We start from the raw sequence: 13,932 nt of genomic DNA, 5'->3' as shown, positions 1-13,932 counted from the left end.
TCAGGGACGCTGGCGGCGCAGCACGTCCACTACCGCCCGCATCAGGCTGGCGAGTTCGCCGTCGGCGATCGTCAACGCCGGCGTGAGATAGACCACATTGCCGAACGGCCGCACCCACACGCCGGCTTCGACCAGGCGCCGCTTCAGGCCCTCGCGGTCGGCGATGCCGTCCAGTTCCACCACGCCGATCGCGCCCAGCACGCGCACGTCGCGCACCCAGGGCAGCTCGCGGCACGGTTCCAGGCCGGCCGTCAGGCTCGCGGAGATCGCTTGCGCCTGGGCCAGCCGCGGTTCGGTCTCAAAGAGATCCAGCGAGGCGTTGGCTGCGGCGCAGGCCAGCGCATTGCCCATGAAGGTGGGGCCGTGCATCAGCGCGTGCGAAGGATCGTCGGACCAGAACGCCTCGAATACCCGGCTGCTGGCCACCGTGGCGGCCAGCGGCAGGGTGCCTCCGGTCAGCGCCTTGGACAAGGTCACGATGTCCGGCCGGATGCCGGCCTGCTCGAAGGCGAACATGGTGCCAGTGCGGCCGAAGCCGGTGAAGATCTCGTCGAAGATCAGCAGCAGGCCGTGCCGGTCGGCCAAACGGCGCAGACGGCGCAGTACTTCCGGGTCGTGCAGCAGCATGCCGCCCGCGCCCTGAACCAGCGGCTCGACCAGGATGCCGGCCAGCCGCGAGCCATGGGATTCCAGGTGGGCCTCCAGCGCAACCAGCTCCGCTTCGCCGCGCGGCAGGTCGACGATGTCGTGTTCGGCCAGCATGCCGCGGTACAGGCTGTGCATGCCCTCATCCGGATCGCACACCGCCATGGTGCCGAAGGTGTCGCCGTGATAGCCGCCGCGGAACGCCAGGAAACGGCTGCGGCCGCGTTCACCCTGGTTGAGCCAGAACTGCAGCGCCATCTTCATGGCGACTTCCACCGCCACCGAGCCGGAATCGGTATAGAAGACGCGGTCCAGTCCCGGCCCCAGCATGCCGGCCAGGCGGCGGGCCAGGGTCAATGCGGGTTCATGGGTCAGTCCGCCGAACATGACGTGCGGCATGGCGTCCAGCTGCGCGCGCACCGCCTGGGCGATGTGCGGGTGGTTGTAGCCGTGGCAGGCCGTCCACCAGGACGCGACGCCGTCGATCAGGCTGCGGCCGTCGGCCAGCTCAAGCCGGCTGCCATGGCTGCGCACCACGGGCAGCGGCGGCGTGGCCGTCTTCATTTGGGCATAGGGTAGCCAGATATGGGGCTGGCCCTGGGCCACCCAGTCGGGCGTGTGCATGATTCACCTCTCGATACCGGCGGCGCGAGCCGGGTCCGCCCGGCGCATCCGGCCGGAACGGGGGCAGCGTCCGCCTCCACTACAATGGCCCGCATTCTACGGCCTGGCGCGGCCTCCCCCTGCCCGGCCGCTGCCGGAAATATAGATGTCCAAGCTGGATCCGCTTTTCTCCTCCGAGCTGGCGCGCGCGGAAGCGCGCCGCGTGCGCCGCCGCCTGCGCACGGCCTCCGCCGCCGCCCCGGGACGCCTCGTCCTCGAGGGCGAGCCGGTCCTGAACTTCTCCAGCAATGATTACCTCGGCCTGTCGCGGCATCCGCTGCTGGTCGAGCGGTCGCGCGAATGGGCAGCCCGCCACGGCGCGGGCGCCCAGGCGTCGCGCCTGGTGACCGGCAACCTGGACCTGCACGAACAGGTGGAAGCCAAGCTGGCCCGGCTGAAAGGCACCGAAGCCGCGCTGCTGCTGGCCTCGGGCTGGCAAGCCAACGCCGCCGTGCTGCCCGCCCTGCTGCGCGCGGCCGCCAGCCAGGGCGAGGTCGAGCTGTATGCCGACAAGCTCAACCACGCCAGCCTGCACCATGGCTGCCAGGCGGCGGGCGTGAAGCAGATCCGCTTCCGGCACAACGACCTGGACCATCTGGAAAGCCTGCTGGCCGCCAGGGCGGACAGCGCGGCCGGCCAGCCTGTATCGCGATTCATCGTCACCGAAAGCGTGTTCAGCATGGACGGCGACCGGACCGACGTGGAACGGCTGGCAACCCTGGCCGACCGCTACCGCGCCTTCGTCTACCTGGACGAAGCGCACGCCACCGGCGTGCTGGGCCCCCGCGGCATGGGGCTGGCAGGGCTGGCGCCCGGCCGCATCGACCTGGCCATGGGCACGTTCAGCAAGGCGCTGGGCGGATTCGGCGCCTACGTCGCCGGTTCGCGCGCGCTGTGCGACTACCTGGTCAACGCCTGCTCGGGCTTCATCTACACGACGGCGCTGCCGCCCGCGGTGCTGGGCGCCATGGACGCGGCGCTGGACCTGGTGCCCACGCTGGACGCCGAACGCGCCCGCCTGGCGGCCGCGGGCGACAACCTGCGCGCCGCGCTGCGCGGCATGGGGCTGGACACGGGGGCATCCTCCACCCAGATCGTGCCGGCCATCGTGGGTGACGAAGCCCGCGCCCTGGCGCTGGCCTCGGGACTGGAACAGCGCGGCTTGCTGGCCGTGGCGATCCGCCCGCCCACCGTCCCCGCCGGCACCAGCCGCCTGCGCGTCACGCTGAGCGCCGCGCACCGCGACGTGGACGTGGCGCGGCTGATCGACGGTTTCGCCGCCGCGCTGGCGTGATGGCCGCCGTTCCCATGCAAGCCGGCATGCCCCGCCCCACCCTGCTGTTCGTACACGGCTGGGCCTTCGACGGCTCGGTCTGGACGCCGCTGCGCGCCGAACTCGCAGACTGGCCGCAAGCCGTCTTCGACGCGGGCTACTTCGGGCCGGCGCAGGAGCCTGCCATGGCCGGCCCGGTGATCGCCATCGGCCATTCGCTGGGCGTGTTGCGCCTGTTGCGCGAACTGCCGCAAGACTGCCTCGGCCTGGTGTCGATCAACGGCTTCGCCCGCTTTTCCGCCGGCCCCGGCTTCGAGGCCGGCGTGGCGCCGCGCGTGCTGGATCGCATGTCCAGGCGCCTGTCCTCCGACCCCGCGGCGGTGCTGGGCGACTTCCGCCAGCGCTGCGGCGACGCCACCGATTTCAGCGAGCCGCAGCTGGCGCCGCTGGCGCGCGACCTGCAAGCCCTGCGCGACGAGGACCGGCGCGAGGCCCTGGCGGCGCTGCCCGTGCCGCTGTTGGTCCTGGCTGGCGCGGACGACCTCATCGTGCCCCCGGCCATGACGCAGGCAGTTTTTGCCGGCAAGGCCGACACGGAGATCCATGAGCGGGCTGGCGGCGGCCACCTGCTGCCGGCGTCGGATGCGCCCTGGTGCGCGGAGCGGATCCGCGCCTTCGTTGCCGGACTGGCGCACGCCGCATGACGCAAGCTCCCCGCAACGCTGGCGTCGGCGCGCGCTTTGGCGCCGCCGCCCCCGCCTATGAAAACCACGCGTCCGTCCAGCGGCTGGCAGCCGAGCGGCTGGCCGGCGATATCGCGCTGCTGCCCCTGCCATCCCGCCCGCGCATCCTGGAGATCGGCTGCGGCACCGGCCTGCTGACCCAGGCGCTGGCGCGCCGCATCGGTCCCGCCGACTGGACCGTCACCGACATCGCTGCCGGCATGCTCGCGGCCGCGCAGCGCGGCCCCGCATTGCCAGGCCAGGCCCGCTATCAATTGCTGGACGGCGAGCACCCCGCGGGGCTCGAAGGCGGCTACGACCTGATCTGCTCCAGCCTGGCGGTGCAATGGTTTTCCGACCTGAATGCCGGGCTGGGCCGGCTGGCCGCGCTGCTCGCCCCGGGCGGCTGCCTGGCCGTGGCGACGCTGGCGAACGGCACATTCCAGGAATGGCAGGCCGCCCATGCTGCGGCAGGGCTTGCCGCCGCCACGCCGCGTTACCCGGCCGCCGCCTCCATCCATCCGGACAGGGGCAATCTGGCGGGTGGCGTGCGCAGCGAACGGCTGATACAAAATCATCCTGACGGGCTGCATTTCCTGCGCGCCCTGAAAGGCATAGGCGCCACCACGCCCGCTCCAGGACGCGCGCCGCTGGGCGCGGCGCAACTGCGGCGGGTGCTGGCGGCGTTTGACGAACAAGGAGCCGGGGTGACCTATCACCTGGCCTACGGTATGTGGAAAAAATCGAACCAGTCCCCCGCCGGCGTTTTCGTGACCGGCACTGATACCGGCATCGGCAAGACCCTGGTGTCCGCGATCCTGGCGCGCGCCTGGAACGCCGACTACTGGAAGCCCGTGCAGACGGGCGTGGCGGAAGAACCCGGCGACACCGAGACCGTGGCGCAACTGGCCGGGCTGCCGCCCGAACGCCTGCACCTGCCCGCCTACGTGCTGCAGGCGCCGCTGTCGCCCTGGGCCGCGGCCACGCTGGAAGACACCATCGTCGACGCCACCAGCATCGTCCCGCCGGCCACGCAGGCGCCGCTGATCGTGGAAGGCGCGGGCGGCCTCTACGTGCCGATCGACGACACCCACATGATGATCGACCTGATCGCCAGGCTGGATATGCCGGTGGTGCTGGCCGCCCGCAGCGGACTGGGCACCATCAACCACACCCTGCTCAGCCTGGAGGCCCTCAAGCGCCGCGGCATTCCGGTTCTGGGCGTGATCATGAGCGGACCGCTTTCGGCGGGCAACAAGGAAGCCATCGAGCGCTTTGGCGACGTCCGCGTGCTGGCCGAGATTCCGCCCTTGGCCAAGGTCGACGCGCAAACCGTCCAGGCCCTGGCCAGCGCCATTCCTCCGCTGGCGGAATGCCTGCAGGCGCTGGGCGGTGCGCCCGCGGTCGCCAGTTGAGATCCTGGCGCGGCCGCGGATGGCGTGATTTCCGGGGCCATAGCCGTTACGCATTCGTACAAAATAAATTCCGCTGACGGCCACCCGTCCCCCACGCGGACAGGTTCCGCCGCAGCACTTCGCGTGGCTGAGGATGGCGGCAAAAGTCTCATGCAAAGCATGAACTTCCCCGGCGTAAGCACGCCTCTCCTACATCTTTCAGCCACATCCGGATTCTCAAGCCGGCGCGGCCGCGGCGACAGCGGCCGCATGCTCGTGCGTTGTTGACTACTAACGCAACACAACGATAATTTTCGCCACATTGGCAGTTCGATTCGCAGGTAGCTGGACGTGCAGGATTTCGTTCCTGGGTTTCCTTATTTGCAGGAGAACTGGCATGGTCACCAGAAGGCTGAACATTCCTGTTTTGGCCCCCAATCCCAACCGTAATTTCTTCGACGGCACCCGCCCCGGCCATGCCGTGCTGCGCCCGGCCGATCTGCTGGCCTTGCGGCTGGAGCTGCGCAACCTGACGGTCACGCCGGGCCAACCTCCTCGCCTGAAAAAGGCTGGCGACGGGGCCGCCACGCTCATCGTCCACTTCCCGCCGCAGTCGATCAGCGAAGAGACGTTCTTCGAACGTCCGCCTCCCGGCACCGCCAACCAGCCGCCGCCCCGTCCTACGCCGGGCAAGCCGGAACCAGGCGGCGTGGAAGATCCCACCGGTCCGCCGGTGCGCGCGCGCATCGCCGGCGAATCGCGGCTGGCCTTTGACGTTCCCGACGGCTTCGACGTGCCCTACACGCTGGAAGGCGTGCTGGCCGCGATGGAGTCGCTGCCGTTGACCGTGGCCGCCAATGCGCGCCCGCCCGGGCCCAGCGCGCCGCGCCTGAACCTGCGCGATCTGTTCGACACCCGCATCGACAAGCTCTCGCCGGTGCAACGCGCGGCGCTATCGAGCTTCGCGCTGCGCAGCGCACGCATCGCCACGCAGCAGAACGCGCCCGGTGCGCTGTTGCTGCGGCAGGCCGGCGGCGCGCCAGGCCTGCGCGCATTGCGCCTGGGCGGCGGCGCGCCGGTCCGTGAGGTTCAGCGCACCAGCGCCCTGATCGAAATCCTCAGGCGCGGCCCCAAGCCCGCGCTGCCCGCCGCGCAGCAGACGGCGATAGAACTGCCGTGGCGGCTGATCCTCAGCCCGCATGCGGACGAACGCTGGCGCCACGCCAAGGCGCCAGCGACTTCCGCCGCCACGCAGCACACCGAGCTCTGGCATACCCAGCTGCTGGCCGCGCAGCCGCAGAACAGCGCAACGGCGCCGCAGGCGGACGATCCCAAGCCGACCCTGCGCGCTATCTGGGCGCTGGGCGGCGAAGGCACGACCAAGCCCATGCAGGCAGCGTTTCCCGTGCCGGCGACGACCTATCTGCCGCAACCGAACACCTCGCCCTTCCGCATGCCGATGGACGATTTCGACCGGTTCCAGATCGCGCACCTGTCGTCGAATTTTTCCGTCGCCAACTACACGCCGCAGCCGGTGGACGCCAAGCTGCTGATGCTGTCCGCGCTGGGCGCCTGGCTGGACTCGCGCGGCAACTGGGACGCGCCCGGGCTGTCGCTGGAAGAATGGACGCATCGCGGCGCCATGGGCCGCGACCACTACGTCCGCGTGGTCTACAAGGGCCTGCTGTTCCCCTTCGGCCACCGCGCTTCGCTGGTGAAGGTCAGCGAACGCAAGTTCCATACGGCCAGGGCGGGTAACCCGGCCTACCTGCGCCAACGCCTGTTCATCATCGTGCGCCAGCGCGAACGCGTGTATGCCGATCCGCAGCTGCAGGCGCGGGACGACTCGGGGAACATGATCTTCCTGCATCGGCAGATGCCATTCTCCAGCGTGCGCATCCTGACCACCGTCACGCCAAGTTTGGATGCCCCTACCTCCCAGGCCAGCAACATCGATGGCCTGGGACAATTGCTGTTCTGGCCGTGCATAGGCGGAACCCCCTTCCGCTTCGCCTGTTCGGCCACCGACATCGATGGCCGCATCGTGCAGTTCGACCTGCCCATGATCTTCATGGACGGCGGCCATGCCTGCCCGCGCAAGCTCAGCGGCCAATGGCTGACGCCGGACTACGTGAACGCGGAGATTTTCGCGAAGCAGACGCGCAAGGCCTGGCGCGATGCCGAATCCGGCCGCCGCACCGCGCAGTTCAAGCAGCAGCGCGTCACGTTCGCCTCCCCGCTCAAGCCCGGCGATACCGCCGCGCAAGCGGAGACGATCGAGTTCGACGGTTTGGTCGATCCGGGCAATACCCAGCTGCGCGCCTACAGCGACTCCTTGAACGGCCCGCTGTTCTATCCCGGCATCAAGCGCGCCGAGATCCGCATCGCCGCGCTGGCTGAACTGACCGGCAGCGACAGCAACAGCGTGCTGAGCTGGAACGACCATTACCTCCGGTTCGGATTCGATTCCGGCAACGTCGGCCAGGTCTTCGGCAACATAGACGCCGAGCCCGGCTATCGCGGCGACGCGGTGCTGAACTTCTCCGCGCAGGGCGACCGCGCGGGCGGCTTCGTCCAGCCGAATCTGCGCCCCACGGCGCTGTCGCGCATGGCGGGTCCGGTCAGCGGCAAGGTCTCGGACTTCGTCGCCGGCAAGATGAGCGGCCCGGACATCTTCCCCAAGGTCATGTCCTCGGACCTGCCCTTTCCGCTGCTGTTCGGCTGCATACCGCTGGGTGACGTGATTGAAGCGGTGTCCAACGCCGCCGGCACGCCGGAGCGGGTGCCGCGCTTCGTATCGGAAGCCTGCTCCCAGCTGGAAAGCCTGGTCAACGAAATGGGCCGGCTCTACGCCCTGGTGGCGGACCTGGCGCAGCAACCAGGCCGCATCGCCGAGGCCGCGTTGCAGGTGTTGAAAGACACCTTGCAGGATCTGCTCGGCCAGGCGCAGGCCTACGCGCAGAACCTGGTGCAGGACGCAAAGGCCCGCGTCAACGATCTGATCGCCGCGCTGGACGCCGTGCGCGCGCAGGTCGCGCTGCTGGCCGGACTGTCCTTCGACGCCGCGCCCGCGCTGCCGGGATTGCCTGCCGTGCTCACCGCCGCGCGCGATGCCGCGCGGGCGTTGAGCACGGCGGCGGACGCGCAGGTGAACGGCGCGCACTTGCCTGATGGCCTGCGGCAATCGCTGCGCCAGGCCGCCAACACCGCCCAGACGCTCCTGGACAGCGTCGGCGTCGTGCCGGCGCTGCTGGTGCAGGGCAAGGCGCTGTATGACGCGCTCGACGCGGTTGTGGGCCACCCCGACCAGCTGGACGACCTGTTCGCCGACGCCGCGACGCTCAGGCCGCGTCTGCAGGCCATCACGGCCGCGGTCGATCCGCTGTCCGGCACCATAGGCGGCGCACGCCTGCTGGAAGGCGCGCCGCGCCAGATCGCGCAGACAGCGCTGCAGGCGGTCAAGCTGGCGGTCGATGCGGTGCTGGCCAGCGCGGAGCTGCTGGAACTGCTGACCGGCGATGAGCTCACCCTCCGCTTCGACTGGAATCCGGTGATCAAGAGCTGGTCGATCAAGCCTGGCGACCCGCCGCTGTTCCGCGTCAACGATACGCATGGCTTTCGCGTGGCGGTGGAAGCGCGTGTGCGCAAGAACGGGCAGAGCGCGCCCAAGATGTCGGTGGTCTGCTCGCTGAAGGACTTCGACCTGGTCCTGATCGCGCCTGCCAGCTTCATGGAGCTGAACTTCGAGAAGATCGAGTTCCGCATCGACACGGCCGCGAAGATGGACGTGGACGTGCTGCTGACAGACATCAAGTTCGTGGGCCCGCTATCCTTCGTCGAAACGCTGCGCGACCTGATCCCGCTGGACGGATTCTCCGATCCGCCTTATCTGGATATCTCGGCCAAGGGCGTGGACGCCGGCTTCGACCTGGCGCTGCCGGCCGTCGCCATCGGCGTCTTCAATCTGTCCAACCTCAGTCTGGGCGCGGGCTTCACCGTGCCCTTCATCGGCCAGCCCCTGTCCGTGCGCTTCAATTTCTGCACGCGCGAACAGCCTTTCAACCTGTCGGTATGCATGTTCGGCGGCGGCGGGTTTTTCGGCATCACCCTGGATCCCAGCGGCATCCAGCTGATGGAAGCGGCCTTCGAGTTCGGCGCCAGCGTGTCGGTGAATCTGGGCGTGGCCTCCGGCGGCGTGCACGTCATGGCCGGCATCTACTTCCGCATGGAAAAGAACGCCTGCTCGCTGGCCGGCTACTTCCGCATGGGCGGCTGCGTCAGCGTGCTCGGCATCGTCAGCATTTCCATCGAGATCTACCTGGAACTGCGCTACGAGTTCGAAAGCGGCAAATGCGCGGGGCGCGCCACCATCACCGTCGAGATCGAAGTCTTCATGTTCTCGATGAGCGTGTCGCTGTCATGCGAACGCAAGTTCGCCGGGTCCAATGGCGACCCCGGCTTCCGCGACCTGATGGGGCCGCATCCCGACCTGCCGCTGGCGCAGGAACTGGCGCAGATCGACGACAGCAGCGAGTACGCCTGGCGCGAATACGCCGAAGCCTTTGCCTGAGGAACGTCCATGGCCAAGCAAACGATAGTCTGGACCGCGATCCCCAACGGCCGCGTGCCCGCCGGCCCCGACGCCGGCCGGCTGCGCATCTCCATCGTGGCCTCGCCGCGCCTGACGCCGCAGGCCGTCAACGAGCAGCAGTTGCACGCGTTCGCCGACTGGGTCAACTGGCCGCGCACGCTGGAGCGCGTGCGCTTTGCGCTGAACACCGGCGCGGCGGAGATCGAACTGGAGCCGCAGGCGCAGGCCGACGCGGCGCTCTGGGAACGACTGCTGCCCAAGACCACGCCGGTCGCCGGCTTCGTGTTCCGCGACATGAGCAAGGTCAACCTGTTCTCGTATTCGGTGGCGGGTGTGCTGGGCTTGGCGCGCAAGCACTACGGCAGGCTGGCGGTGCAGGCCACCGGCACGCCGCCCACCCTGCTGCCCTGGCGCGACGCGCATCCGGGCCTGAAGGACATGCTGGGCGACTGCGGCACGCGCACGACCTTCATCTCGCTGGGCGACCGGCGCGTCGAAATGCCGCTGCCTGGCTTCGACCGCTTCTTCGACGACGGCGGCGACGGCGCCGAGCGCGTGCTGCGCTCGCAGGTCTACGGCCCGCACAGCGTCTACGAAGGCCACGCCGCCGCGCCGGGCGTGAACGCTGAAGGCAATCCCCAGCCCGGGGTGAGCTTTCCGCTGCGCGCCCTGCCCACCCGCTGGAACGACGGCGGGCTCGCCGGCCCCGACCAGAACCTGATGAAGCTATGGAACTCGCAGGCCGAGTACACCCTGTTCCAGGCCAACCGCTTCTATCGCCGCGATCCGCCCACGGCGCAACAGCGCAGCATCCGGCGGCCGGACGGCGAGAACGTACCCGCGCCGCCCGTCCAGCCGGAAATGGATTTCCACGCCATCGTGGCGTCCTACGGCGATTACCCGGCGCTGCTGCGCCAGCTCGGACTGGTCATTGATTGCCTGGTCCCGGCGGGCTCGGCCTTGGAGCAGCAGTTGGCGGCGGCGCCCGCCGCGCAGGGCTATTTCTTCCTGACCCTGCGGTGGGAGGACGGGCACGACGCCGGCGATGACGCCTGCCCTGCCACCGCTTGGACGGGCGACGCGGAACGCTTCACCACGCGTCCGCGAAACCCCGCCGACCATGAGCGCGGCATGCTGAAGCTGCGCCGCGCCGACGACAGCTGGAACCTGTACGAACCCCGCACGCCGTTCGACGTCTACCAGGTCGACGCCGACGGCGCGGCGCTCAAGACCGTGGACTTCGTGCTCAGCGCACAAAATCTGATCGCCAGGAGCCTGGCGCTGGGCGCCGACGGCGCGGTGACCTACACCACCGGCGACAAACAGGGCGTGGCCGCGCTGCGCTCGGGCGGCCTGGGCGTGGCGCGGCGCGGCCGCGCCTGGGAAGTGGCGCAGAACGCGGCGGCCGCGGCCCTGAAGAATGCCGCCCTGTCGGGCGCGCCGGGCAGCATCGTGCTCTATGCCGAGGATCTGCTGCGCGGCTATCGCGTGGATGCGCAAGCGCAGGCTCCGGGCGATTCCCCGAAATGGCGCTCGTTGTGCCAGCGCGCCGGCGCCTACCGCTGCACGGACGGCGGCGCGCCGCTGCAATTTCCTGATGACGAGGGCTATGTGAAAGGCGCCTCCACCAGCGGCGGAGAGAATCCGGACGACCAATACCTGCATGAATCCCTGTTCCGCTGGACTGGCTGGAGCCTGGTGGCGCCACGTCCGGGACGCACCCTGCGCGATCGCGTGGACCCGGACAGCGGCGTGCAGGGCGAAACGCCGGAAGAGGTGCAGGACACGGCCACGGAGAAAGGCAACGGCCTGGCGGTCAGCTTCGCGGCGGCCAAGGGCAGCCTGCCGCGCCTGCGCTTCGGCATGCCCTACCGCTTCCGCGCGCGCCTGGTGGACCTGGCCGGCAACAGCCTGGCGCATGACGATCCATCGCTTGAGCGCGACGACAACGCCACCCAGCCGGTCGTCTACTGGCGCTTCGAACCGGTGGATCCGCCCGCGCTGGTGCAGCGCGCCCGCCTGAGCGAAGGCGAGTCGCTGGAACGCATGGTGATCCGCAGCAATACCGGCATGGACCCGGCGGCCTACCTCGACAGCCCCGATTTCAAGGCTGCACGCCAGGAGGACGCATCCAAGGACTACGCGTATACCGCCATCAATGAACGCCACGTGGTGCCGCCCAAGGCCTCGCAGCTGCAATGCGAAACACATGGCCTGTTCGACGGCATGATGGGCAACCCCGCCAACATCAAGCAGGCCTATGAAATCGCAGCCCGCGACGCGGGCACGCTCTACGACCAGGGACCAGGCACGGACATAGAACTCGTGACGCCGCAGGCGTTGGACCAGGTCGCCACCACCGCACAGGTGCCGCCGAAAGAGCCCTCGCCCGAGCACCCCACCGGCGAGCGCCTGGCCGCCGGGCAATATGTCATCCACCGCGAAGCCCAGGTGCTCACGCCCTATTTGCCGGACCCCGCTGCGGGCGGCATCGCGCTGCGCGCCCAGCCCGGCCATGCCCTGCCCGGCGTCACGGGACCGAAGGTGCTGGGACCCAGCGCGGTGATCGCGCTGACGCCCGCGCAAGAACTTGTGCTGCTGGTGGCGCATGCGTCCAAGTGGCCGGACACGCTGGGCTTGCGCATCGTGCTGGAAGAGCGCCGCGCCACCCTGGCCGACCCGCCCTGCTCGGAGGATTTCCTCGACGACGGACTCCCAAGCTGGGACGAGGCCAAGCGGGTCCTGACCTTCTACCTGCCCAAAGGGCGCATTGCCCGCTTGCGCTATTCCAGTTTTGTGAATCCCGGCCTGGCCAACACCTTCGGCATCCCCGCCTGGGCGAGCAACGAAGGCGAGCGCGCGACGCTGCGCCTGTCGTCCGTGCTGGGCGGCTGCTGGATGGTCACGCCGTACCGCTCGCTGGTGCTGGTCCATGCGACCCAGCAGCCGATCTGCGAGCCCCTGCTGCTGATGGCCGAGGAACCGCAGCGCGGACCTGGCGATGCCCATGCAAACCTGTATGCCCGCGTGCGGTTGCACGGCCCCACCACCGGCAAGGTCGAGATCGAGGCCGACTGGCACGAATGGGTGGATGACCTGCAGAAGCCGCGTCCGGAACGCCAGGCCGGCCATGGCGTGCTGGCGGAGGTTCCCTTGTCCGAAAACTACGCAAACCTCTTCACCCTGAGCAATGCGGTGAAGGAACAACTGAACGCGGACGGCAAGCTGCGCGCGCGCGGCGACCGCCATGAATTCGGCGACACCCGCTTTCGCCTCATCCGCTACCGCCTGCGCGCGGCCACGCGGTTCCGCGAATACCTGCCGCCCTCGCTGTACGCGCAGACGGACAAGGTCACGCGGCTGGGGCCCGTTGCCGACGGCCCGCTGGTGGAAACAGGAGCGGACGATGACCCGGGCGCTCCGGTGCTCAGGCGCGACGGCACGGCGCAGAACACCATCGTGCGCGCCAGCGCGCCGCCGGACGCCCCCGTCCTGACCTACGTCGTGCCGACCTTCCGCTGGGAGGAAACGGCGAGCAACGGCAAGCTGGACGTGACGCGACTGGGCAACGGCCTGCGGGTCTGGCTGGAGCGGCCCTGGTTCTCCTCCGGCGACGGCGAGCTGCTGGGCGTGGTGATCGCGGGCGACGGCCAGAACTTCACCGACATCACCAACCCGCTGACGCCGTTGGTGACGCAATGGGGCATGGATCCGCTCTGGGAGACGCCCCCGCCCAAGCACAAGGCGCGCGTGTCGGACTTCTCGGCGCGCGTCACCGACGAGCAGGTCTATCTGCAGGAAATCCCGGCCCAGCTGGTCCACGTGGTCGGACACCGCGTGCGCTGGAGCGAGGAACGCGCGCGCTGGTACTGCGACATCGAGCTCGATCCCGGCCGGACCTACATGCCCTTCGTGCGCCTGGCGCTGGCGCGCTATCAGCCCAACGCCATCGGTTCGGCCAAGCTGTCGCGGGTGGTGCAGGCCGAGTTCTCCCAGGTGCTGCCGCGCCGCCGCGCGGTGTTCGAGGTCAAGCGCGGCCGGCTGGCGTTCAGCCTGCGCGGCGTGGTGCCCAAGCATGGACCCATGAAGTTCCCGCTGGACTCCGAGTACCTGAACATCTCCTTCATCCCTGGCATAGGCCAGACCGCCGAAAGCGGCCGCAACCGCGTAGAGCTGGTGCTGCAGACACGCGACCCGGCGCTGGACAGCGACCTGGCCTGGAGCGACGCCGCCGTGCTGGCGTCGGGCCTGCTGGACCCGTCCGGGCCGGCGCCCCAGCCGCCCGGCCCGATACCTGGCCCCATACTCATAGACCGCATGCGCGAACTGCCCATCCTGGAAACCGCCACGCCCGCGACGCTGGCCGATCTATCGCGCCTGGGCAACGTGGCGGTCGGCCCGGTGGTGCGTTTTCCGCCGGTACTGGAGGGGCCTCTGCTGGGCGAACTGCTGGACCCGGTCATCTGGTCCGCCAGCGTCACGCTGCCCGACCGCGGCGGCAAGCCCGCGCGCATCGCGGTGCGCGAGTATGAACGCTATTACACCGACAACGCCGTGCCCGAACGGCGCGCCGGCGCCATCCAGCAGCGTCGCGTGGTGGAGGAAAGGCTGGTGTATTCGGCGTTCTTCGGGCTCTAAAAAAAA

6 protein-coding genes are annotated in these 13,932 nt (G+C 69.4%); 5 read left to right on the top strand and 1 reads right to left on the bottom strand.

Features of this window, described 5'->3' with window-relative positions; genetic code table 11:
• Positions 1–1,269: an adenosylmethionine--8-amino-7-oxononanoate transaminase gene (locus IB268_RS27935; RefSeq protein WP_175163155.1), complete on the bottom strand. Its 1,269-nt coding sequence runs from the start codon at positions 1,267–1,269 to the stop codon at positions 1–3.
• A gap of 145 nt (positions 1,270–1,414) precedes the next feature.
• Here IB268_RS27935 and IB268_RS27930 point away from each other — a divergent pair, with 145 nt between their 5' ends.
• The 5 genes from IB268_RS27930 to IB268_RS27910 all read left to right on the top strand — a co-directional run bounded on the left by IB268_RS27930 (position 1,415) and on the right by IB268_RS27910 (position 13,926).
• Positions 1,415–2,602, top strand: coding sequence for an aminotransferase class I/II-fold pyridoxal phosphate-dependent enzyme (locus IB268_RS27930; protein WP_054452865.1), 1,188 nt, complete (start codon positions 1,415–1,417; stop codon positions 2,600–2,602).
• A 26-nt stretch (positions 2,603–2,628) separates the two neighbouring features.
• A complete protein-coding gene (locus IB268_RS27925; protein WP_225591513.1) occupies positions 2,629–3,285 on the top strand; it encodes an alpha/beta fold hydrolase in 657 nt (218 codons plus the stop codon).
• Positions 3,282–4,718 (top strand): dethiobiotin synthase, encoded by a 1,437-nt coding sequence (gene bioD / locus IB268_RS27920; protein ID WP_192355152.1) that lies wholly within the window; start codon positions 3,282–3,284, stop codon positions 4,716–4,718. The genes IB268_RS27925 and bioD overlap by 4 nt, the downstream gene beginning before the upstream one ends.
• A 376-nt stretch (positions 4,719–5,094) precedes the next feature.
• Positions 5,095–9,267 carry a hypothetical protein gene (locus IB268_RS27915; RefSeq protein WP_054452870.1) on the top strand — a complete coding sequence of 1,391 codons (4,173 nt, stop codon included), beginning with the start codon at positions 5,095–5,097 and terminating at the stop codon, positions 9,265–9,267.
• A 9-nt stretch (positions 9,268–9,276) separates the two neighbouring features.
• Positions 9,277–13,926: a hypothetical protein gene (locus IB268_RS27910; RefSeq protein ID WP_192355151.1), complete on the top strand. Its 4,650-nt coding sequence runs from the start codon at positions 9,277–9,279 to the stop codon at positions 13,924–13,926.
• The last annotated feature ends 6 nt before the right edge of the window (positions 13,927–13,932 follow it).

This window comes from Achromobacter sp. ACM01, from assembly GCF_014851745.1.
GTDB classification, from domain to species: domain Bacteria; phylum Pseudomonadota; class Gammaproteobacteria; order Burkholderiales; family Burkholderiaceae_B; genus Achromobacter; species Achromobacter aegrifaciens.
The sequence above is the reverse complement of the archived record's forward strand: the minus strand, read 5'-3'. Positions and strand labels throughout refer to the sequence as shown.